The organism is Jiella sp. M17.18 (assembly GCF_041027365.1).
In the GTDB taxonomy this organism is placed as follows: Bacteria; Pseudomonadota; Alphaproteobacteria; order Rhizobiales; family Rhizobiaceae; genus VKMB-3413.
The window spans coordinates 134,273-155,499 of sequence record NZ_JBFTEH010000001.1 but is presented as its reverse complement, the minus strand read 5'-3'; the positions used below and the strand labels follow the sequence as shown (position 1 = coordinate 155,499).

17 protein-coding genes are annotated in these 21,227 nt (G+C 68.5%); 7 read left to right on the top strand and 10 right to left on the bottom strand.

Annotated elements, in window-relative coordinates; all coding sequences use genetic code 11:
• Window positions 1-16 precede the first annotated feature (16 nt).
• Both AB5S17_RS00720 and AB5S17_RS00715 read right to left on the bottom strand, forming a co-directional pair.
• The gene (locus tag AB5S17_RS00720; RefSeq protein WP_369235115.1) at window positions 17-1,336 is read right to left on the bottom strand and encodes an ABC transporter substrate-binding protein; all 1,320 of its coding nucleotides are present in this window, start codon (window positions 1,334-1,336) and stop codon (window positions 17-19) included.
• 169 nt (window positions 1,337-1,505) lie between these two features.
• On the bottom strand, window positions 1,506-2,570 hold the full coding sequence (locus AB5S17_RS00715; RefSeq protein WP_369235113.1) for an ABC transporter ATP-binding protein: 1,065 nt from the start codon (window positions 2,568-2,570) through the stop codon (window positions 1,506-1,508).
• A gap of 274 nt (window positions 2,571-2,844) precedes the next feature.
• On the opposite strand from AB5S17_RS00715, the gene rirA reads away from it, so the two are divergent.
• From rirA to AB5S17_RS00695, 4 genes are all read left to right on the top strand, one after another.
• Entirely contained in the window at window positions 2,845-3,306 is a 462-nt protein-coding gene (gene rirA, locus AB5S17_RS00710) for an iron-responsive transcriptional regulator RirA (protein WP_369236094.1), read from the top strand.
• Between the two features lie 696 nt (window positions 3,307-4,002).
• Window positions 4,003-5,826, top strand: a complete 1,824-nt coding sequence (locus tag AB5S17_RS00705) for a methyl-accepting chemotaxis protein (RefSeq protein ID WP_369235111.1) — start codon at window positions 4,003-4,005, stop codon at window positions 5,824-5,826.
• A complete protein-coding gene (locus AB5S17_RS00700) occupies window positions 5,826-6,329 on the top strand; it encodes a chemotaxis protein CheW (protein WP_369235109.1) in 504 nt (167 codons plus the stop codon). The genes AB5S17_RS00705 and AB5S17_RS00700 overlap by 1 nt, the downstream gene beginning before the upstream one ends.
• Window positions 6,330-6,562: 233 nt before the next feature.
• Complete coding sequence (locus AB5S17_RS00695; protein ID WP_369235107.1) at window positions 6,563-8,347, top strand: SLC13 family permease; 1,785 nt, start codon at window positions 6,563-6,565, stop codon at window positions 8,345-8,347.
• A gap of 42 nt (window positions 8,348-8,389) precedes the next feature.
• Here the strand turns inward: AB5S17_RS00695 and ppdK are convergent, their stop codons facing one another.
• The 4 genes from ppdK to AB5S17_RS00675 all read right to left on the bottom strand — a co-directional run bounded on the left by ppdK (window position 8,390) and on the right by AB5S17_RS00675 (window position 13,971).
• The gene (ppdK, locus tag AB5S17_RS00690) at window positions 8,390-11,065 is read right to left on the bottom strand and encodes a pyruvate, phosphate dikinase (RefSeq protein WP_369235105.1); all 2,676 of its coding nucleotides are present in this window, start codon (window positions 11,063-11,065) and stop codon (window positions 8,390-8,392) included.
• Between the two features lie 170 nt (window positions 11,066-11,235).
• Window positions 11,236-11,976: a DsbA family protein gene (locus AB5S17_RS00685; RefSeq protein WP_369235103.1), complete on the bottom strand. Its 741-nt coding sequence runs from the start codon at window positions 11,974-11,976 to the stop codon at window positions 11,236-11,238.
• Between the two features lie 80 nt (window positions 11,977-12,056).
• Window positions 12,057-12,545 (bottom strand): DUF721 domain-containing protein, encoded by a 489-nt coding sequence (locus AB5S17_RS00680; protein ID WP_369236092.1) that lies wholly within the window; start codon window positions 12,543-12,545, stop codon window positions 12,057-12,059.
• A gap of 67 nt (window positions 12,546-12,612) precedes the next feature.
• Entirely contained in the window at window positions 12,613-13,971 is a 1,359-nt protein-coding gene (locus AB5S17_RS00675; RefSeq protein WP_369235101.1) for an O-antigen ligase family protein, read from the bottom strand.
• On the opposite strand from AB5S17_RS00675, the gene mutY reads away from it, so the two are divergent.
• Both mutY and AB5S17_RS00665 read left to right on the top strand, forming a co-directional pair.
• The gene (mutY, locus tag AB5S17_RS00670; protein WP_369235099.1) at window positions 13,964-15,046 is read left to right on the top strand and encodes an A/G-specific adenine glycosylase; all 1,083 of its coding nucleotides are present in this window, start codon (window positions 13,964-13,966) and stop codon (window positions 15,044-15,046) included. The genes AB5S17_RS00675 and mutY overlap by 8 nt on opposite strands.
• Before the next feature lie 17 nt (window positions 15,047-15,063).
• Window positions 15,064-15,678, top strand: coding sequence for an HAD family hydrolase (locus tag AB5S17_RS00665; RefSeq protein ID WP_369235097.1), 615 nt, complete (start codon window positions 15,064-15,066; stop codon window positions 15,676-15,678).
• A 288-nt stretch (window positions 15,679-15,966) separates the two neighbouring features.
• On the opposite strand, the gene AB5S17_RS00660 is transcribed toward AB5S17_RS00665, so the two are convergent.
• Window positions 15,967-17,112 (bottom strand): site-specific DNA-methyltransferase, encoded by a 1,146-nt coding sequence (locus tag AB5S17_RS00660; RefSeq protein ID WP_369235095.1) that lies wholly within the window; start codon window positions 17,110-17,112, stop codon window positions 15,967-15,969.
• Between the two features lie 172 nt (window positions 17,113-17,284).
• On the opposite strand from AB5S17_RS00660, the gene AB5S17_RS00655 reads away from it, so the two are divergent.
• Window positions 17,285-17,971 (top strand): HAD family hydrolase, encoded by a 687-nt coding sequence (locus AB5S17_RS00655; protein WP_369235093.1) that lies wholly within the window; start codon window positions 17,285-17,287, stop codon window positions 17,969-17,971.
• A 36-nt stretch (window positions 17,972-18,007) separates the two neighbouring features.
• Here the strand turns inward: AB5S17_RS00655 and AB5S17_RS00650 are convergent, their stop codons facing one another.
• The 3 genes from AB5S17_RS00650 to crtD form a co-directional block, all read right to left on the bottom strand.
• Window positions 18,008-18,511, bottom strand: coding sequence for a DUF3429 domain-containing protein (locus AB5S17_RS00650; RefSeq protein WP_369235091.1), 504 nt, complete (start codon window positions 18,509-18,511; stop codon window positions 18,008-18,010).
• Window positions 18,512-18,742: 231 nt separating this feature from the next.
• Window positions 18,743-19,612, bottom strand: a complete 870-nt coding sequence (locus AB5S17_RS00645; protein WP_369235089.1) for a carotenoid 1,2-hydratase — start codon at window positions 19,610-19,612, stop codon at window positions 18,743-18,745.
• Window positions 19,576-21,168: a 1-hydroxycarotenoid 3,4-desaturase CrtD gene (crtD, locus tag AB5S17_RS00640; protein ID WP_369235087.1), complete on the bottom strand. Its 1,593-nt coding sequence runs from the start codon at window positions 21,166-21,168 to the stop codon at window positions 19,576-19,578. Before crtD ends, AB5S17_RS00645 begins: the two co-directional genes overlap by 37 nt.
• Window positions 21,169-21,227 lie beyond the last annotated feature (59 nt).

Genomic DNA, 21,227 nt, shown 5'->3' with positions numbered 1-21,227 from the left:
CCCCGCTGCTCGGGGACTAGCTGCGATAGGCGCGCTTGGCCTGGCGCGCCGCGTTGGCGATCGCGTCCTCGGTCGAGCGCTGGCCGGTGACCGCCGAGGCGAACATGTCGACCAGCACGTAGTCGGCCATCACCTTGGCCGATGCCGGGCCGAGCGGGCCGGAATAGCCGTTCGGGGTCAGGCTCGCCGAGGCGTTGGCATAGGGCTTGTGGATCGGGTTGGAGGTCCAGACCGGATTGTCGGCGAAGGCCTTCAGCGCCTGGCAGCAATAGGCGCTGGCGGCGGTGATCCACTTGTTCATGTTGTCGGCCTGATACATGTGCATCAGGTAGGCCTTGGCGGCGTTCGGATACTTCGTGTGCTTGAAGATCGACAGCGTCGTCGTCTGGGCGAGCTCCATCGGCCGGCCGACGGGGCCGACCGGGAAGTTCACCGTGCCGATGTCCTCGGCGATGTCCTTCAGCGCCGGGTCCTTGATCGCCGCGTAGTAGAGCGAGACGCCGTTCGCCGTCAGCGACACCTGGCCGGCCAGGAAGGCGCGGTTGTTGTTGATGTCGTTCCAGCTCTCGGTGCCGGGGATGAAGGTCTTGTAGGCCTTCTTCGCCCATTCGACGGCGTTCTTGGTCTCCGGGCTGTCGAGGACGACCTTGCCGTTCTCGTCGACCATCTTGGCGCCTTCCGACCAGAGCAGCCAATGCGCCCAGTTGTTGGCGTCGCCGACGGCGTGGCCATGCGCGAAGCCGGCCGGCGTGCCCTGCTTCTGCATCGCCTGCATCAGCTCCAGGAAGCCCGCCTTGTCGTTCGGGAACTCCTTGAACCCGGCCTTCTCCATGTGGCTCTTGCGGTAGCAGATCGCGTTGCCGATGACGCAGAGCGGCAGGTCGATGAACTTGTCGCCCTGCTTGGCATAGCCGAGCAGGCCTTCGTACCAGCCGCCGTCCTTGTTGCCGAGATAGGTGCCGAGGTCGGTGACGTCGACGAGCTTGTCCGGATACTGGAACGGGTCGTCGAACCAGCTCATCACCATGTCCGGGCCGGAGCCGATCGAGGCGGCGACGGCGGCCTTCGGGCGCACGTCCTCCCAGCTCTCCTCGTCGATCTGGACCTTCACGCCGGTCTTGTCGGTGAAGTCCTTGGTGAGCGCGTTCCAGGTCTCGCCCTCGGCCTTGACGAAGGGCACCCAGCGCAGGAGGCGCAGCGAGGCGCCCTCTTCCGGCTTGAAGCTCGGCGCGGCGCCCTGCGCGAAGGCCGGGCGGCCGCCCAAGAGGCCGCCGAGCGCGGCCCCTGCCGCGATGCCCGCCGTTCCCTGCAGAAGCGTTCTGCGATCGATGGTCATGAAGTCTCTCCTCCCTGTGACGCGGGATCCTCCGGCGAGCCGGCTCGGGCAGCGGCTCCCGCCTACGCTGCCGTCGTCGCCGACCCTTCACCCGATCCGGCGCCGCCCATCGGCCCACCGGTTTCGAGCCATTCCCGCCGCGGCCTCTCCCAAAGCCGCGGACGCCGTCTCAGGCCGAAAGGCGCTCGCCGCCCTTGGCATCGAAGATGTGGACGGCCGAAGGGTCGAAGGAGACGCGCAGCTCCTCCCCCGGCCCCGCCGAAATCCGCTCGCGGAAGACGCAGGTCATCTCGCTGGCGCCGAGCCTTGCCACGACATGCGTCTCCGAGCCGGTCGGCTCGACCACCTCGACCGTCAGCGGAATGTCGCCGCCGAGCCGGATCGCCTCCGGGCGGACGCCGTAGACGAGCTCGCGCCCCGGCTCCGCCCGCCCCGGCGCGCCGACCGGCAGCACCCGGCCGTCGCCGGTCTTGAACTTGGTGCGATCGGTCGCGTCGACCCGGCCGGTCAGCATGTTCATCGCCGGCGAGCCGATGAAGCCGGCGACGAAGAGGTTGTTCGGCCGGTCGTAGAGTTCGAGCGGCGAGCCGACCTGCTCGACGATGCCGTCATGCATGACGACGATCTTGTCGGCCATGGTCATCGCCTCGATCTGGTCGTGCGTGACGTAGACCGTGGTGGTGCGAAGCCGCTGGTGCAGGTTCTTCATCTCGGTGCGCATGGAGACGCGCAGCTTGGCATCGAGGTTCGACAAGGGCTCGTCGAACAGGAACACCTGCGGCTCGCGCACGATCGCCCGGCCCATCGCGACGCGCTGGCGCTGGCCGCCGGAGAGCTGGCGGGGATAGCGGTCGAGGAGATGCGCCAGGCCGAGGATCTCGGCCGCCGGCTTCACCCGCTCGGCGATCTCCCGCTTGGAGACGCCCTTCAGCTTCAGCGAGAAGCCCATGTTCTCGGCGACGGTGATGTGCGGGTAGAGCGCGTAGTTCTGGAACACCATGGCGATGTCGCGCTCCTTCGGCGGCAGCGCGTTCACCACCCGGTCGCCGATGACGATCTCGCCGCCGGTGACGTGTTCGAGGCCCGCGAGCATCCGCAGCAGCGTCGACTTTCCGCAGCCGGAGGGCCCGACGAGGACGACGAACTGTCCCTCCTCGATGTCGATCGAGACTCCGTGCAGAACCTCCACCGATCCGAACGCCTTGCGGACGTCGCGGAACGCCACTGGTGCCATCTGTTCCCCCGCCTTATTATGTATTCGTTGCGCGCATACTGGCCGGGAACGGCGCGCGGCGCAACCGCCCTTTGTCATGCGCCGCCAACTGCCTCGCCGGGCCCCGCGACGGCCCGCCGGCGAGCTTCGAACGTGCGATCGGACCGTATACGCAACCGTAGGACCCGCCGCGCCGGAGGACGGCAATCTGCAGGCTTTGAATCCGGGCTAGAATTGTTCTAAGTGGAGCGGCAGAGTGGAATTTGCGGCTCGCTTCGAGCCGGAGGACGTCCTTATGCGGCTCACCCGCCAGACCAATTACGCGATCCGAATCCTGATGTACTGCGCCGCCAACGAGGAGCGCCTCAGCCGGATCCGGGAGATCGCCGCCGCCTACGCCGCCTCGGAACTGTTTCTGTTCAAGATCCTGCAGCCGCTCGTCGAGAGCGGCATGGTGGAGACGGTGCGGGGACGCAATGGCGGCATCCGGCTGGCCAAGCCCGCCGATGCGATCACGCTGAAGGACGTGGTGCAGGCCACGGAGGAGAGCTTCGCCCTCGCCGAATGCTTCGAGACCGGCGCGACCGACTGTCCGCTGATCGACAATTGCGGCCTCAACGCCGCCCTGCGCGACGCGCTCAACGCCTTCCTGAATGCGCTCGGCCGGTATTCCATCGCCGACCTCGTCGCCGACAGCGGCTTCATGCGCAAACGGCTCGGACTGACGGCCGAGTCCGTTCCCGCGACGGTGAACTGACCGCCGTCCCGACCGGACGGCGACGGAAATCGCACAAAAATTCTCAAGTGTTCGGCGGTGGCGGGGGAGCGAACCCCGGTCGGACCGCGGCGCTTCTGCGAGATTCGTCCTGTGGTTTCGGCCTTCGCCGTCCGGGCGTGCGTTCCGGCGCATTCGGATGCGGCGGCCGGATGAGCCTGTTCGCCCCCCCGCGACGCGCAAGCGCCAAGTCATGCCGACTTCGAAAGCCGGTCTTATGATCGTCGAGCGGATGTCGTCCAATTTGTTGGACAGTCGGCAGGGCACCTCCCGTACCCGCCACGGCGAGCCGGGAAAGCAACGTCGCCAGAAGTGCGCAGCAACCGAGCCCTCGCCGGCCGGCCTCATTGCCGGCCCTGCCCTACTCGGACGCTCAAACCTTCTGATGATCAGCAATCCACACGGTTAGACCCCCGATCCCGATGATGTCCGCCGGCGAATTCTAGCCGGCTGTGCAGATTAAACATTTGATGCTTTTCGGATTTTAACGAATTCTCAGAGCCTTTCGTAGCAGAACCGCCGTATGGAAGAGGCCGCTCCGATAAATCACCGGAAGTGATTTTGGCGGCGCATCGCCCCTCGAGTGTCAGGAAGACTGACAATCCGGGGGCGCGGCCACATCCGCTCGAGCCGGTATTCGAGACTGAGAAGCGACGTGTTTATCCCATGGGGTTGAAGATGGCATCGATGAAATTTGGATCCGGCTCCAACTCGGACGCGGTGCTCGCCGCCCTGTCCCGATCGCTCGCGATCATCGAGTTCAAGCCGGACGGCACCATCCTGACGGCGAACGAGAACTTCTGCCGCGCGATGGGCTATGAGCTCAAGGAGATCGCCGGTCGGCACCACTCCATGTTCGTCGCGCCGGCCTGCGCGCAGAGCGCCGAGTATCGCGAGTTCTGGCAGAAGCTCGGCCGCGGCGAGTATGACGCGGCGAAGTACAAGCGGATCGCCAAGGGCGGCCGGGAAATCTGGATCGAGGCGTCCTACAGCCCCGTCTTCAAGGGCGGCAAGGTCGTCAAGATCGTCAAGGTCGCGACGGACATCACCGCCGCCCGGCTGGCCGCGGCGGAAAACGCCGGCAAGCTGGAGGCGATCTGCCGCGCGCAGGGGATCATCGAGTTCTCCCTCGACGGCACGGTCCTCACCGCCAACGAGAATTTCTGCAAGGCGCTCGGCTACACGCTCGACGAGATCAAGGGCCGCAAGCACGCCATGTTCGTTGAGCCGGCCTATGCGCAGAGCCCCGACTACCAGGAGTTCTGGGCGAAGCTCGGCCGCGGCGAATTCGTTGCCGACGAGTTCAAGCGCATCGGCAAGGGCGGCCGGGAGGTCTTCATCCAGGCGTCCTACAATCCGATCTTCGACGCCGATGGGCGGGTGATGAAGGTGGTGAAGTTCGCCAACGACGTCACCGGCCGCGTCAATGCCGTCAACGCGATCGGCGAAGGCCTGCGGCGGCTCGCCGACGGCGACCTGAAACAGCGGATCACCCAGTCGTTCCGCCCCGATCTCGACCGGCTCCGGCTCGACTTCAACGCCTCGCTGGAGGTGTTGCAGGAGACGCTGGGCCAGGTCGGCGAGACCGCGCAGACGGTCAAGATGGCGACCGAGGAAATCCGCGTCGCCTCGGACGACCTCGCGCGCCGCACCGAGCAGCAGGCGGCCTCCGTCGAGGAGACCTCGGCCGCGCTCGGCGAGATGACCGACACCGTCCGCAGCTCGGCCGCCCGTGCGGAAGATGCCGGCGCGCTGGTTGCCCGCACCAAGGCCGGGGCCGAAAAATCCGGCGAAGTGGTCACCCGCGCCGTTGCGGCCATGGGCAATATCGAAGCCTCCTCCAACCAGATTTCGCAGATCATCGGCGTCATCGACGAGATCGCCTTCCAGACGAATCTCCTCGCGCTCAACGCCGGGGTCGAGGCGGCGCGAGCGGGTGAGGCCGGCAAGGGCTTCGCCGTCGTCGCGCAGGAAGTGCGCGCGCTCGCCCAGCGCTCGGCGGAAGCCGCCAAGGAGATCAAGGGACTGATCCAGCGCTCGACGTCGCAGGTGCAGGAAGGCGTCTCGCTGGTCGGCGAGACCGGCAAGGCGCTGCAGGCGATCGTCGCCGAGGTTCAGGCGATCGACGAGAACGTCCGGGCGATCGTCGAGGCGGCGTGCGGGCAGTCGGTCGGACTGGCCGAGATCAACAAGGCTGTCGGCTCGATCGACGAGGGCACGCAGCAGAACGCCACCATGGTCGAAGAGGCGACGGCCGCCTGCCACAACCTGTCGCAGCAGACGGATGAACTGAACAACCTCCTCGGCAAGTTCGACCTGTCCTCGGCGGCCGGATCGGCGAAGAGGACGGCGCAGCGGCCGATGGGCGTCGGCAAATCCGCCGATCACGGCAATACCCGGCCAGCGTCTTCACCCGCGCGTAAGCTTCAGGGTGGTATACGCAAGGCCTTCGCCACCGACGGCAACGCTGCTGTCAAGCAGGACAGCTGGGAGGAATTCTGATGCAGGCTCAAGCCTTGCAGGCCGATCGCGGCCCGGCCAACGTCGCCGGGTCGGCAACCGAGATCATCGCCTTCGAAATCGGCGGACAGCAGTTCTGCGTCCGCACCACCGCGGTGCGCGAGATCCGCGGCTGGACGCAGTCGACGCCCCTGCCGCAGTCCTCGCCCGAGATGATGGGCATGATGAACCTGCGCGGTACGATCATCCCGATCGTCAACATGGCCGCCAAGCTCGGCATGATGGCGAGCCAGCCGGATGCCCGCAGCGCGGTCGTCGTCGCCGAGGTGCACGGCTCCGTCGTCGGGCTGCTGGTCGACCGGGTCGCCGACATCCTGACGATCGATTCCGGCACGATCCAGCCGCCGCCGGAGATGACCGGCGGCTATTCCCGCAGCTTCCTGACGGGCGTCATCGCCGCCAGCGACGGCATGATCTGCTTCCTGGACCTCGAGCGCCTGTTCGAGGGCTTCGGCAGCGTGGGCGGCGGCGAAGAGTTCTTCTAGGGCGCTGCGGCCCTTCCGCAGCGCGTCCGCCAGATCCGATGGGCCTCGCCAGGGATACCCCTTGCGGGGCCGTTTCGCAGATGGTCCCCCTCCCCGTCGACGATCGCGCCGCGCCCGCTTCTGCAAGACGCGGCGGGGCTTGATCCTGCCCGCTACCATTTTCTCGGCATCCCTCTTGCCGAATGTCGCCGTCCTCGCAGTTTCGCTGTCCGGTCAATTACATACGGACATCCATGGACGCGATCCTCTCGGACCACTCCGCCCTGATCGGGCTCGGCATCGTCGTCCTCGTCTTCATCGGCTTCGCCCTCGAACGCTACCCGCCGGAAGTGATCGCCGTCTGCGGCGCCGTCACCTTCTTCGTGCTCGGCTTCGTCAATGGCGGCGAATTCGCCTCGGTGTTCTCCAATCCGGCGCCGATCACCATCGCGGCGATGTTTGTGCTGTCAGGCGCGCTGGTGCGCACCGGCACGCTCGATGCCGCCGCCGACTGGCTGGTCAGCCGGGCCGAGACGCGCCCGATCATGACGCTGGCGGCGCTGACCGCCGGCATGCTCCTCGCCTCGGCCTTCATGAACAACACGCCGGTGGTGATCGTCATGATCCCGATCGTCATGGAGATCGCGCGGACTCTGAAGGTCGCAGAGACGCGCCTCCTGATCCCGCTTTCCTTCATCACCATCCTCGGCGGCACCTGTTCGCTGATCGGCACCTCGACCAATCTCCTCGTCGACGGCGTCGCGAGAGGCCAGGGCCTGAAGGCCTTCTCGATCTTCGAGATCACGCCGATCGGCCTCGTCACTGCGGCGACCGGCCTGATCTACCTCGTCGTCGTCGGCCGGTTTCTCCTGCCCGACCGCAGCGGCGCAAAGGAAGCGATCGGCAATGGCGCACGCGAGTTCTACTTCAGCGAGATCGTCGTGCGGGAAGGCTCGATCGCCATCGGCAAGCCGCTGAAGGAGGTCACCGCCCTCGCCTCGCGCGGCATCCGGGCGGTGGCGGTGCAGCGCGGGACGGAGACGTTCCGGCGCGACGTCGGCGAGATCGAGATCCAGCGTGCCGACCGCATCGTGCTCTTCGCCAGCCCCGAGGAGCTGCTGACCCTGCACGCCAGCGACGGCTTCCGCGTCGCCCGGGTTTCCAACGCCGCCTCCCACGACGAGGAGAGGATCGTCGTCGAGGCGACGGTGGCCCCGCACAGACGCGGCATCGGGCGCAAGGTGTCCGAACTGATCGGCGTCTCCGGCTCCGGCATCGCGGTCCTCGGAGTGCGGCGGCACCTGCACACGCCCGGCCCGACCCTCCACGACACCAAGCTCAGGCCCGCCGACCAGCTGCTGCTGGAGGGGCGGCCGGACGCGATCGCGCGGATCGCCGACATGAACGACCTCGTCGGCGTCGACATCACCAGCGCCCGGCCGTTCCGGCGGGCCAAGGCGCCGCTCGCGGTCGGCGCCCTCCTTGCGGTCATCGTCGTCTCGGCGCTCGGCTTCGCCAGCATCCAGAACTGCGCCTTCGTGGCGATCGCTGCGCTCCTGCTGGTGCGGGTGATCGATGCCGACGAGGCCTGGCGCTCGATCCGCGGCGACCTCCTGATCCTGATCTTCGCGATGCTGGCGATCGGCATGGCGATGGAGAAGGCCGGGACGATCCAGCTCGTCGTGGGCTTCGTCCAGCCGCTGCTCGCCGGCGCACCGCCCTTCGTCGTCCTGATCGTGCTCTACGCGATCTCCTCGATCCTCACCGAGATCGTCACCAACAACGCCGTCGCCGTGGTCGTCACGCCGGTCGCGATCAGCCTAGCGACCGCGCTCGGCATCGACCCGCGCGCGGCGGTGGTCACGGTGATGTTCGGCGCCTCCGCCTCCTTCGCGACGCCGATCGGCTACCAGACCAACACGCTGGTCTACACCGCCGGCAACTACCGCTTCCTCGACTTCGTGAAGGTGGGAGCGCCGATGAACATCATCGTCGGCCTGACGACGACGGCCGCGATCCACTTCCTCTACGTCGCGTGACGGCGGCGCGAGCGAATGCGGTGAGCCCTGGCCCGCGCCGCGTCAGGCGTCGTGGCGGCGCGCGCGGGGACGCCCTGACGCGCGGCTGAAGCGGATCGCCGATTGCGCCGCCGCGAGCCGTGCGATCGGCACGCGGAAGGGCGAGCAGGAGACGTAGTCGAGACCGGTCTCCTCGAAGAAGGCGATCGAGGCGGGGTCGCCGCCCTGCTCGCCGCAGACGCCGAGCATGATGTCCGGCCGGGTCCGCCGCGCTTTCTCGACCGCCATGGCGATCAGCTCCCCCACCCCGTCGACATCGACCGTCTGGAACGGATCGCGCTCTAGGATGCCCTGCCGGACATAGGTCGACAGGAAGTTCGCCGCGTCGTCGCGCGAGATGCCGTAGACGGTCTGGGTCAGGTCGTTGGTGCCGAAGGAGAAGAAGTCGGCCGCCTCGGCGATCGTGTCCGCCCGCACGATCGCGCGCGGCAGTTCGATCATCGTGCCGACATGGTAGCCGATGCGCCGACCCCGCTCCGCCATGACCAGGCGCGCGACCTCGTCGACCCGCTCCTTGACGAAGTCGAGCTCGCGCCGAAGGCTGACCAGCGGCACCATGATTTCCGGTACGACGGTGCTGCCGGTCTTCTGGCCCGCATCGATCGCCGCCTCGACGATGGCGCGCGCCTGCATCTCGACGATCTCCGGATAGGAGATGGCGAGGCGGCAGCCGCGATGGCCGAGCATCGGGTTGAACTCCTGCAGCCCGGCGATGCGCTGGCGCACCGCCGCCTCGTCGACCGACAGCATGGCCGCGGTCTCGGCGATCTCGCTCTCGCTGTTGGGCAGGAACTCGTGCAGCGGCGGATCGAGCAGCCGGATCGTCACCGGCAGGCCGGCCATGATCTCGAACAGCTCGGTGAAGTCGGAGCGCTGGATCGGCAGGAGCTTGTCCAGCGCGGCGCGACGGCCGTTCTCGTCCGTGGCGAGGATCATCTCCCGCATCGCCTGGATGCGATCGCCCTCGAAGAACATGTGCTCGGTGCGGCAGAGGCCGATGCCCTCGGCCCCGAAGGCGCGGGCGGCGCGGGCTTCCGCCGGCGTCTCGGCATTAGTGCGCACGCCCATGCGCCGGGCCCGGTCGGCGAATTGCATCAGCCGGGCGAAGTCGCCGGTCAGCGCCGGCCGGCGCAACGCCGCCGCGCCCTCGATCACCTCGCCGGACGAGCCGTCGATGGTGATCCGGTCGCCTTCCTTCAGAACCCGCACTCCGGCATTGAGCGTGCCCGCCTCGGCATTGATGCGGAGCGAGCCGACGCCGGTGACGCAGGGCTTGCCAATGCCCCTTGCGACGACGGCGGCATGGCTCGTTGTGCCGCCGCGGATCGTCAGGACGCCGTCGGCGAGATGCATGCCGTGGATGTCCTCCGGCGAGGTCTCGTTGCGCACCAGTATGACCGGCCGGCCCTCGTTCGCGCGGGCCTGGACACGATCGACGGAGAAGGCGATCTCGCCGGTCGCCGCGCCCGGCGAGGCGGGCATCCCGCGGCCGAGCACGACGAGATCCGCCGAGCGCGCGATGGTCGGGTGCAGCACGAGGTCGAGCGAGGCCGGGTCGATCCGCAGGATCGCCTCGCCTTCGTCGATCAGGCCTTCGGCGACGAGTTCGACCGCCACGCGGATCGCCTCGCCCGCGGTCCGCCGGGCCGGGCGCGACTGCATCAGGAACAGCGCGCCGTCGCCGATCATGAAGTCGACCTCGACCGCATCGCCGACATGCGCCTCGAGCCGTCGCACATGCCGCGTCAGCTCGGCGAGGTCGGCGGGAAAGCCGTCCTGCCCGCCGGCCGCGAGTTCGCTGAGGTCGTGCACCGGCGCGCCGTGGCCGATCTCGTTCGCACCGCGGGCGCCGAGGGTGAACTCGCCGGACAGGCGCGACTGGCCGGAAGCGAGATCGCGCGAGACGGCCCGCCCGCGCCCGGACTTCTGGTTCCGCTCGTTGAAGATCATCGCATGGACGGTGACGGCCAGCCCCGCGTTCTCCGGCACGCCCTGCAGGTGGCGGTGCGCCACCGCGACCGGGTTGCGCCAGCTGGCAAAGCTCGCCGCGACGACGGCGGTGAGCTGCTCCAGCGGCGTCTGCGGCAGGATCGCACCGAGTTCGGCTTCGATGTGCTCGTGGTAGCGGGCGATCAGGGCGCGCCAGCCCGCGACCGTCTCGGGCTCGTGGTCGTAGCCTGCGCGCTCCCGGTCGAGATCGGCGATCTCCTCGAATTCGGCGGGATCGGCCCCGAGGACCAGGGCGGCATAGCTCTCGATGAAGCGGCGATAGCTGCGATAGGCGAAGGCGGCGTCGTTCAGTTCCGCCGCCACGACGTCGACGGTCCGGTCGTTGAGGCCGACGTCGAGGACGCTTTCGGCAAGGCCCGGCATCTGCACCCTGGCGCTGGTACGCACTGCGAGGAGAAGCGGCTTCGCGTCGCCGTTGAAGCGACGGCCGGTGACGCCTTCCAGCCAGTCGATGGCCGAGCGAAGCTCGGCGCGCAGCGCCTGCGGCAGTTCGCTGCCGGCGCCTTTCGCTTCCCGCCAGGCGAAGGTCGCGATGGTGAAGCCCGGCGGCACCGGCAGATCGAGCGAAGCGAGCAGCGCCAGATTGGCGCCCTTCAGCCCCAGCGCCTCGGCGGCGTCGGCCGTGCGGTCCGCCTCGCCGCGCCTGAAAGGGAAGATCCGCTTGGGCATTGTGGGTGTCGCCGACGCTCGTTCCGAGACATGCCGCCGTCCGCGCGGCGGACGTCATGTCTACGGGAAATTATCAGCGACGCCAATTGCTGCAATGCCGAAGTACCGCCTCGCCCGGCCGGCTACCCGCTCATCGCGGGGAGGCCGGGCAAGGCCGGGTCGCGGTCGGACTACAGGTGCTTCTGGATCACCGCCGACATCTCTTCAGGGCTCAGCGCCCCAGCATATTTGTCGCCGTTGACGAAGAAGGTGGGCGTCGCGTCGACGCCGAAGACCTTTTCGCCGCGCTGCTGCACGTCGACGACCTGCTGCTGCAGCTTCTTGTTGTTGAGGCAGGCCTTGAAGTCGGCTTCGCTCATCCCGGCGAGACGGGCGATCTTCAACAGCGCCGCAGAGGCGTTGTCGGAATGCGCCCACTCGTTCTGCTGGTCGAACAAGACGTCGACCATCGCCGTGCGGCGCTGATCGCTGCCGGTGCAGCGGGCCAGCATGAAGGCTGCCAGCGCGCGCGGATCGAAGGGGAACTCGCGCAGGATCAGCTTCGCCTTCCCGGTGTCGATGAACTCCTTCTTGATGACCGGATAGGTCTCGCTGTGGAAGTCGGCGCAGTGCGGGCAGGTCATCGAGGCGTATTCGACGATCGTCACCGGCGCGTCGGCCTTGCCGATCACCACGTCCGGCAGCGCCTCGGCCGCCATCAGCTTCTTCACGTCGACCGAACCGGAGGGTTCCGGCGCCTTGACCTTCGGGGCGGCGGAAGTGTCCGCCTGCGCCACCTGGACCGGAGCGGCGGTCGCGGCCGATCCGTCGGCGGCGGTTGCCCCGCCGCAGGCGACGAAGGTCACGGCAGCCGCCCCAGCGAGGAGCATGGCCAGGCTGCGGCTCAAGGAACGGCGAACGGAATGCGTCATCAGGTCGATCCTTCGAAGGAATAACGGCAGTGTCCTGCGGGTGTAGGCGGAAACGGCGGATTTTCCAACCGCCGCGAACCTTAACGATCGTTCGGAATCGGCGCTCCACCCTGCCGTGCCTGCCGCCGCAGCGACGCTTCGGCGAAGGCCCGCAGGGCGTCCTTCAGCTTCGGATCCTCGATCCCGGCGACCATGGCGTCGATTCGCGCACGGTCCACCGGCGTCAGGTCCCGCATCTTGGGGCGGCGATCCCGGCGCGCTTGCGTCACGGGCTTTTGCACGAGCTTGATCCGCGAGACCGCCGGATAGCCGAAGAAGGCGTTGATCCGGCCGAGAAGCTCGCTCGTCTGGTGCTGCATCCTGAGCGCCGCGAAAGCCTCGCAGGCAACGACCAGCGTCGCGGGCTCGAAGGCGTCGACGTCGTCGCCGCGCTGCTGCGGCCAGACCAGCTTCTCCGGCCGCGTCGCGTCGGCGAGCTTCGGCCCGGCGAGGTCGGCCCAGGCGGCGATCAGCCCGGTCGTCATGCCGGCCTTGCGCCGCAGGATCGGGTCCATCAGGTCCCCGACCACGTCGGCCAATGGCCGCACACCGGGCCGCCGTTTCGGCCGCGCAGGCGATGCGCTTTCGCTCATTTCGTCACCCGGTTCGTTCTCCTGAAATCCTGCCCTCTCGCACCGCTACCACAGGTATCGACGCGCAGAGCGTCGACACCGACAGCGCCCAGACACTGTCAAGAATGTCATGGAAGAACATGATGTTCGTCAGCCCGGGGATAAGATAGGCGCAGACGAGAATCGCCGCGAAGGCCAGCCGATCCCGGCCAGCCGGCGCGCCACGCCACTTCCATGCCGTCCATAGTGGCGCCGCCACCACAAAGATCACCGCCAGTATTCCCAGGAGGCCGGCATCGACACCCACGGTCAGGAAGATGTTGTGCAGATGATTGAAGGAAAAGCCGTTGTAGAGCCTGGGATCGAGGTGCGGCTGGACCGCCTGCCACATGCCGCTCTCCCCCCAACCGAAGATCGGCCGCTCCCAAAGAGCCTGCCAGGACGCGGCGTAGAGGTCGAGCCTCAGGGCGATCGATGTCGCCTCTTCAGGCTTTGTCGACAGGAGGCCGAGATTGGCCTTCGTCTCGGCGAGACGCATGATGAGCGACGGCACGACGACGAGACCAACGGCGGCCACCGCCAGAGCGCCGAAAATGACCGCCAGCAGTCGGCGCCGGGCAGTTGCTTGGCGCCAGTAGCCGAGGAGTGTTTGTCGGCGCGCCGCAACGGCTACCAAAAGAATTAGAGGCAGCGCGGGAAGCGAGCCCCGCATACCGGTGAGAAACACCGCCACGATTGCGCCCAAAGCCCCGGTTAGCGCCAGAGCTTTGCGGCCGGCTGACCGTTTCGGGGAAAGGTCGAGCAGTGCCAGACCGCAGGTCAAGAGCGCGACGACCGAGAGCGGCCCGGCATTGCCTTCAAAGCCGTAGACACGCACGATCTCGAAGATGAAGCGCTGGGTGAGGACGATCGGCAAAAGCAAGCATCCCCCTATCGCGGCGCCACGGAAGACCGCGGGCAAGATGGGTTCGGCAGGGCCGACGCGCATCCGGCTGACCAGCACGGCGGGTGTGACGAAGAAAAACAGGCTGACGGCCTTGAGCGCTGCTCCGAGCGGCGGCTGATGCGCAAAGTCGGTCACGACTAGCACTGCGACCAAGGCTAGGTTCGAGAGCACTATCGGCCGGTCGGGTGCTGCGAAGCGAAAGCGAAAGCGCCCGAGAACGAGCGACAAGCCGGCCCAGATCGCCAGAAGCGCAATCGCCACCGACAGGGCGGACCCGGCGAGCGGCACCGCGGCGAAGAGCAGTACCCAGCTTATGCGATTGCGGCTCGCAATCGCGTCCGGCGACGGATAGAGGAGAGCTGCGAGCCGCGCGGATTTGGTCGGCGCGCTGTCAGGCCGCCTGCCCCCGTCGACGATTTCTGCCTCGCTCATGTCCATCGATCAGGATCCTTTCAGCCGAGAGCTTCTTCACTGGTACGATCATCATGCGCGCACCCTGCCTTGGCGCGTACGGCCCGCCGAACGCGCGGCCGGCGTGCGGCCTGACCCTTATCGAGTCTGGCTGTCTGAGATCATGCTCCAGCAGACGACTGTCGCGGCGGTGAAATCCTACTTCGAACGCTTCGTCAATCGCTGGCCAGACGTCGCCCATCTCGCCGTCGCCCCGGAAGAAACCGTACTCGGGGAGTGGGCGGGGCTCGGCTATTATGCCCGGGCGCGCAACCTCCACGCCTGCGCCAAGATCGTGTCGGAGAGGTTCGGCGGCCGCTTTCCGCGGACGGCCGCCGAGCTGAAGGAGCTGCCGGGGATCGGCGACTACACCTCGGCGGCGATCGCCGCGATCGCCTTCGACGAGCCGGCCGCCGTCGTCGACGGCAATGTCGAGCGCGTCGTCACGCGGCTGTTCGCGATCGACACGCCGCTGCCGGCCGCCAAGACGGCGATCCGGGCGGAAGTGGCGACGCTGACGCCGAACGCGCGGCCGGGCGATTTCGCTCAGGCCATGATGGATCTCGGCGCGACGGTCTGCACGCCGACGAAGCCCGCCTGCGTGATCTGCCCGATCCGCGGCGGCTGCCGCGCAGCGGCCGCGGGAACGCAGGAGCGCTACCCCGTCAAGCCGCCGAAGGCCGCCGTGCCGAGCCGCAAGGGCGCCGCCTTCGTCGCGGTGCGCCGCAGCGACGGCGCCGTCTGGCTGCGCCGGCGCACGGAAAAGGGCATGCTGTCCGGCATGAGCGAGCCGCCCTCCACCGGGTGGAACGCCCGCGGCGACGGCGCGACCGGCGCCGCTGCCGCACCGTTTCCCGCCAACTGGCGCTATTGCGGCGACGTCGCCCACGGCTTTACCCATTTCAAGCTCGACCTCGAGGTCTGGCACGCCGAAATCGACGGTGATCCGCCGATCGAGGGCTGGTGGTCGCCGCCCGGCGAGCAGACCGGCGAAGCGCTGCCGACGCTCATGCGCAAGGTGCTGAAGAGCGCCCTCTCCGCCGCCGCGCCCTCTAAACCCTGACCCCGGAGCCCCGAACCATGGCCATCGCCCACGTCGTCTTCGACATCGGCAAGGTGCTGATCCACTACGATCCGCACCTCGCCTTTTTCGAAATCCTCCCCGACGCCGCCGAGCGCGCCGCCTTCCTCGCCGAGGTCTGCTCGCACGAATGGAACCTCGAACAGGATCGCGGCCGCAGCTGGGAAGAGGCCGAGGCCGAGGCGATCGCGCGGCATCCGGACCGGGCAGACGAGATCCGCGCCTTCCGCACGAACTGGGCGAAGATGGTGCCCTACGCCTATGACGATACCGTCGCGATCCTGCGCGAGCTGCTCGCCGCCGGCGTCGACGTGACCATGCTGACCAACTTCGCCTCGGACACCTTCCGCGAGGCGCAGGGCATCTACCCGTTCCTGACGGAGAGCCGCGGCGTGACCGTCTCCGGCGACATAAGGCTGATCAAGCCCGACCGCGCGATCTACGATCACCACGTCGAGAGCTTCGGCCTGACGCCCGGCAACACGCTCTTCATCGACGACAGCGCCGCCAATGTCGAAGGCGCGCGGGCGGCAGGCTGGCAAGCGATCCAGTTCGTCGCGCCGCATCAGCTGCGCGCCGACCTGAAGGCCCTGGGCCTGCCGGTGGCGGCGTAGGGCACGGACCTGCCGCTGCGGACGCAAGCTCCGGCGCGCCCTGTCGGTCTTCGAGGGTCGCGCCGACGCTTCCCCAGGTCGTCATCCCGGCCTTGAGCCGGGACCCATGCCTCGACGGCGACGCTGCACTCCGGTGCAGAAATCCCGCTGAACCAGTGGGTGGTCGCTAGGAGTATGGATAGGGTCTGGAATGGGTCCCGGCTCAAGGCCGGGATGACGAAGCCGAGATGAGCGCTACCGGACGCGAAGCCCTGGCCGCAGCCTCGTCGGCGCGTCAAACGCCCGGCGTCACGCCCCGACCGCCCGCATGCGCTGGCGGATCTCGGCCCTCAGCGCGTCGATGGGCGTCAGCGCGTCGCCGGACGCGACGTGCCAGAAGGTCCAGCCGTTGCAGGCCGGCAGGCCCTGCACCTTGGCGCCGATCCGGTGGATCGAGGCGATCTCGCCGCCGGCGGCGACCGTGCCGTCGGCGCGCACCTTGGCGGTCCAGCGCTGCTTCGCGTCGGTGAGTTCGGTGCCCGGCTGGAGGAGCCCCGCCTCGATCAGGCTGGCGAAGGGGACGCGCGGCTCGGCGCGCTTGCCGCCGGAATGGGCGAGCGCCGCTTCGTCCAGCGGCTCGACGGCGGCGATGCGTTCATGCGCCGCGGCGATGTAGTCGTCTTCGCGCTCGATGCCGACGAAGTGCCGGCCGAGGCGCTTGGCGACGGCGCCTGTCGTGCCGGTGCCGAAGAACGGGTCGAGGACCACGTCGCCCGGGTTGGTGGAGGAGAGGAGCACGCGGGCGAGCAGCGCCTCCGGCTTCTGCGTCGGATGCGCCTTCTGCCCGTCCGCATCCTTCAGCCGCTCGCTCCCCGAGCAGATCGGGAACAGCCAGTCGGAGCGCATCTGCACGTCCTCGTTGGCCGCCTTCATCGCCTCATAGTTGAAGGTGTAGCCCTTGGCGTTCTGGTCGCGCGAGGCCCAGATCATCGTCTCGTGCGCGTTCTGGAATCTCCGGCCGCGAAAGTTCGGCATCGGATTGGTCTTGCGCCAGACGACGTCGTTGAGGATCCAGAATCCGAGGTCCTGCATCGCCGCGCCGACCCGGAAGATGTTGTGGTAGGAGCCGATCACCCAGATCGTGCCGTTCGGCTTCAGGACGCGCCGCGCCGCCAGCAGCCAGGCCCGCGTGAAGGCGTCGTAGGCGGCGAAGCTCTCGAACTGGTCCCAGGCGTCGTCGACTGCGTCGACCTTCGACTGGTCCGGCCGATGCAGGTCGCCCGCCAGCTGCAGATTGTAGGGAGGGTCGGCGAAGATGACGTCGACCGACTTCTCCGGCAGCGCCTCCATCTGCGAGACGCAATGGCCCTTCAGGATCGTGTCGAGCCAGAGGCTGCGGTCCTCGGCCGCTTCGTCGCTTCGGAGATTGCGGGCTGCGGAAGAGAGATGAGCCATGGATCGACACCGGTACGCTGGAAACAAGAACCGGCGTCATGGTTACCGAACGGCGTAAACAATCGATGAAATGCCGCCATTTGAGCTACGGGCGGCCGCGTGATACCGCAGCCGCGGCGGTTCGTCCTCCTCCGATGCCGCCGCGTCCAGCTGAACAACCGGAGCCTTCCTCATGCCCCAGCCTCTGCTCGTGATCTTCGACTGCGACGGCGTGCTCGTCGATTCGGAGATCCTCGCCGCCGAGGTCGAGGCGAAGCTCCTGAAGGAGGAAGGCATCGACGTCGAGCCGGGCGACTTCGCGGCGCGCTTTGCCGGCCTCACCTGGCCGGTGATCCTGCAGCGGCTGATCGAGGAGACCGGCGTGCGGCTGCCGGCGAGCTTTGCCGAGAAGGTCGATGCCGAGATCGACCGGCGGCTGGCCGAGGACGTCGAGGAGATCGCGGGCGCCCATGAAGTGCTCGACCGGCTGGCGCTGCCGCGCTGCATCTGCTCCAACTCGTCGATGCACCGGCTGGAGCTGGAGCTCGACCATGTCGGCCTCTGGCACGTCTTCACGCCCTACATCTACAGCGCGCCCGAGGTCGGCACGAAGAAGGGCAAGCCGGCGCCGGACGTCTTCCTGCACGCCTGTTCGGAGCTCGGCGTCGAGCCGAACCGGGCGATCGTCATCGAGGACTCCGTGCACGGCGTGACCGCGGCCGCCGCTGCCGGCTGCCGCGTCGTCGGCTTCACCGGCGGACGCCACAGCTATCCCGGCCATGCGGACTCGCTCACCGAGGCCGGCGCCGAGACGGTGATCAGCCGGCTCATGGACTTTCCGGCCGTCATCGAGGCCTTCGCCGCCTGGCAGGACGCCTGATCCGAGGACGATCCGTCTGCCGGAGCGGCCGGTGCGTCAGAGATAGGGGCTCTGCCAGATCGCCACGGCGACGGCGATGAGCGACAGGATCGGGATCGCCATCTGCACCGGGCGCAGCCGGGCAAAGAACAGCGGCGCCTCCTCGCGGCGCGCCGCAATCGGATCGAGCACGGCGAGCGAGGCATAGCCGACGATCTCCGCGATGGTCGCTCCGAGCGGAAAGCCCCAGACCGTCGCGCACAGGCAGGCGAAGCCGAGGACATACAGCCACAGCATCATGGCGAGCTGCGACAGGGTCGGCCCGGCCGGCGTACGGAAGCTGACGCCGCGCCGCACGCCCGACAGGAACATCAGGATCGAGGCGCCCCAGAACAGCGTCAGGTTCATCGCCAGGAAGGACTGGGCGTCCGGCGCGAACCACAGCGCGAGGGCGCCGAGCACCAGCGGCAGCATGGCGACATAGGCGAAGAAGATGCTGATCGGCGGCGTCTTCGCCGGCTCGTCGACGGCGATGTGGCGGGTGTCGCTGGTGCGGCTCAAGCGATGTCTCCTGCATTCGGCCTGCCGGCGGCGCACCGCCCGGCGATCGTCAGGCGGGGACATCGCGGGGATGCGGCGCCGGTCAAGGGCCTCACGCAGCTGTTCGCCGGAGCGGGCCGCGGCGTTACGTCGCCCGGTCGATCGCCATCTTACCGGGCGAACGAGCGGGAGCCGGCTCCGCTGCGCCGGATCGCGGCCGCACGCGGGCCTCCCGTCGGCGATCCCGCCTCCTCAGACGAACCGCCGCGGCATGCGGAAGGGCAGCATGGCCTGCACGAGCGGCCGGGCGAAGCGGTCGAGGTCGAGGCTTTCGTGCATGGCGGTGACGTCGCGCCCGAGCAGCCGCGTCGCGACCACCGAGCGCGCGTAGAAGGGCGAGTCCTCCAGCGTCTCGACCACGCGGGCGCCCGCAGCCGCCTCCGAGCGCGTCGAGCGATGCATGTGCCAGAAGCTGCGCTTCAGGGCGGCGGGCGGCGGCGGCGCGAAGTCGGCGACGCCGGTTGCGGGGTCGAAGCGGATCGCCAGCGAGCAGTCCTGCCCCTCGCGGTCGACGAGGTCGTAGAGGACGGCGGTGCCGTCAGCGACGCTCGCCCGGCACCAGTTCCAGCGGCGGAAGCTCTGCTCCAGCGGCACCTCGCCGGTGTTGAAGTCGAAATAGCCGCTGCCGGACCAGGAGAGATCCGGCTTTTCCAGATCGACCTCGACGCGGGCGCAGGGGGCGATCGGCCACCAGCAGTGACGCCCCTCCCCGTCGAGCACGACCGGATGGTTCACCACCGCTTCCGGATAGAGCCGGACCCGGCCCTTCACGCGGTAGGGCACCAGCGGGCTCACCTCGTCGATGTCGACGGTCAGGCCGGCGCCGTCCCAGTGCATCGTGCTCGGGCCGATGGAGAGCGTGCGCGGGTCGCGCGACAGCGCCGGGCGCCGGCGCTCGGTCATCGTCCAGCGCTTGGCGCGGGGGCCGTAGAAGGCGACGTTGAGCGCGACGTGGTCCTCCGGGTCGCGCCGCCCGGCGAGGCGGTAATAGGGCGAGAAGACGCTGCCGACGAAGCCGATCAGCGTCAGCCCGAAGGCTCCGTCGGCCGAAAGCGCGTCCACATACCACCAGGCATAGCCGCCGGGCGGGACGCTCTGGTCGAAGCGTGGTCCGCAAGAATAGCGTCCGACGCGATCTTCCCCGACAGCGCCGCCATCGGCAGGCCCGCCCCCGGATGGGCGCTGCCGCCGCACAGATAGAGGCCTTTCAGCCGGGTGCGGGCGCCCGGGCGCCGGAACGAAGCCGTCGACCCATGCGAGGCCCGCCCGTAGAGCGCTCCGCCCGTCCCCGGAAACAGCCTCGCGAAGTCTGAGGGCGTCGAACGGTGCATCGAGCCGGGCGGCGGCGCCACCCGCAAACCCGATTCCGCCAGTCTGGAGAACGCCGCGCTCGCGCATCGCTCCACCTCCTCTGCCGAAAATGGCCGGAAATCGCCGTCGGCCGGCGCGTTGATGATCAGGAAGAGCCGCTCGGTCCCGGCTTGCGCAGCCTCCGCCGACAAGGCGCCCTCGCCGTCGCGGTCGGACGCGCAGACATAGACGGTCGGATCGTCCGGCAGCGCGCGGCCGGACAGGATGCGGTCGAACTCCCGGCGGTAATCGCGAGAAAAAAAGACGTTGTGGCGCAGGAGGTCGGGGCCCTCCGTGCGCGCGGCAAGGGCAATCGTGAAGGCCGAGAGCGAGCGTTCCGAGCGCTGGATCGGCGGGTCGACGGCGCGTCGCGCGGCCTCGCCGAAAAGCCCGTCCGACAGAGCGCCGGCATCGCAGTTTGCCAGCACGACGTCGGCGGGGACGACCTCGCCGCCGGCAAGCCGCACACCGGTTGCGCGTCCGGCTCGGGTCTCCATCGCCTCGACATCCGCACCGCAGCGGATCGTCGCGCCGCAACGTTCCGCAAGCGCCGCCAGCGCCTCCGCCAGCCTGTGCATGCCGCCCTCGATCAGCCAGACGCCCTCCTGTTCGACATGGGCGATCAGCATCAGCGTTGCGGGCGCCGCGAAGGGCGAGGAGCCGTTATAGGTGGCGTAGCGGGCGAAGAGCTGCCGCAGGCGCGGATCGGAAAACTCTGCCGACAGCGCCTTCCAGAGCGTCGTCTGGGCGCCGATCCTCAGGATCGCCGGCAGTCCCGTGGGTCCGGCCCTCGCGACGAGGCCGAGCGGGCCCGAGGGGCGTTCGGCGCGCATGAAGATCGGCGCCAGCGTCTCGTAGACGTCCCGCGCCCGGGCGCAGAAGGCGCGGTATTCGGCGACGCTCCGCGCGCCGGCAAAGTCGCCGATCGCCTCTTCCGACCGGGCGGCATCGGCGAAGAGATCGAGCCGCGAGCCGTCGGAAAAGACATGCCGCGCGATCGTCTCGGAGCGCTCGAGGGTCAAGTGGTCGTCGAGCCGCTCGCCGGCGGCGGCGAAGATGTCGTCGAAGACGTCGCGCAGGGTGAAGACGGTCGGGCCGACGTCGACCGCCCGCCCTTCGACGAGCGCCGTCCGCAGCTTGCCACCGGGCCTGCCCTCCTTCTCCAGGACCGTCACCGCGGCGCCGCCGGCCGCCAGCCGCACCGCTGCGGCAAGGCCTGCGACGCCGGCTCCGACGATCACCGTGCGCACCGAATTTCTCTGGGCCATCGTCAGCGCAGATTGACATAGCGGCGCCATGGATGTCCAATTGATTTGACAATTTGATC

What these genes read in the sequence shown, in the direction of transcription:
- AB5S17_RS00660 (WP_369235095.1), bottom strand. Translation starts at nt 17,112, where the DNA reads ATGGCTCATCTCTCTTCCGCAGCCCGCAATCTCCGAAGCGACGAAGCG.
- ppdK (WP_369235105.1), bottom strand. Translation starts at nt 11,065, where the DNA reads ATGCCCAAGCGGATCTTCCCTTTCAGGCGCGGCGAGGCGGACCGCACG.
- rirA (WP_369236094.1), top strand. Translation starts at nt 2,845, where the DNA reads ATGCGGCTCACCCGCCAGACCAATTACGCGATCCGAATCCTGATGTAC.
- AB5S17_RS00685 (WP_369235103.1), bottom strand. Translation starts at nt 11,976, where the DNA reads ATGACGCATTCCGTTCGCCGTTCCTTGAGCCGCAGCCTGGCCATGCTC.
- AB5S17_RS00675 (WP_369235101.1), bottom strand. Translation starts at nt 13,971, where the DNA reads ATGGACATGAGCGAGGCAGAAATCGTCGACGGGGGCAGGCGGCCTGAC.
- AB5S17_RS00665 (WP_369235097.1), top strand. Translation starts at nt 15,064, where the DNA reads ATGGCCATCGCCCACGTCGTCTTCGACATCGGCAAGGTGCTGATCCAC.
- AB5S17_RS00705 (WP_369235111.1), top strand. Translation starts at nt 4,003, where the DNA reads ATGGCATCGATGAAATTTGGATCCGGCTCCAACTCGGACGCGGTGCTC.
- AB5S17_RS00655 (WP_369235093.1), top strand. Translation starts at nt 17,285, where the DNA reads ATGCCCCAGCCTCTGCTCGTGATCTTCGACTGCGACGGCGTGCTCGTC.
- mutY (WP_369235099.1), top strand. Translation starts at nt 13,964, where the DNA reads ATGTCCATCGATCAGGATCCTTTCAGCCGAGAGCTTCTTCACTGGTAC.
- AB5S17_RS00700 (WP_369235109.1), top strand. Translation starts at nt 5,826, where the DNA reads ATGCAGGCTCAAGCCTTGCAGGCCGATCGCGGCCCGGCCAACGTCGCC.
- AB5S17_RS00695 (WP_369235107.1), top strand. Translation starts at nt 6,563, where the DNA reads ATGGACGCGATCCTCTCGGACCACTCCGCCCTGATCGGGCTCGGCATC.
- AB5S17_RS00715 (WP_369235113.1), bottom strand. Translation starts at nt 2,570, where the DNA reads ATGGCACCAGTGGCGTTCCGCGACGTCCGCAAGGCGTTCGGATCGGTG.
- crtD (WP_369235087.1), bottom strand. Translation starts at nt 21,168, where the DNA reads ATGGCCCAGAGAAATTCGGTGCGCACGGTGATCGTCGGAGCCGGCGTC.
- AB5S17_RS00720 (WP_369235115.1), bottom strand. Translation starts at nt 1,336, where the DNA reads ATGACCATCGATCGCAGAACGCTTCTGCAGGGAACGGCGGGCATCGCG.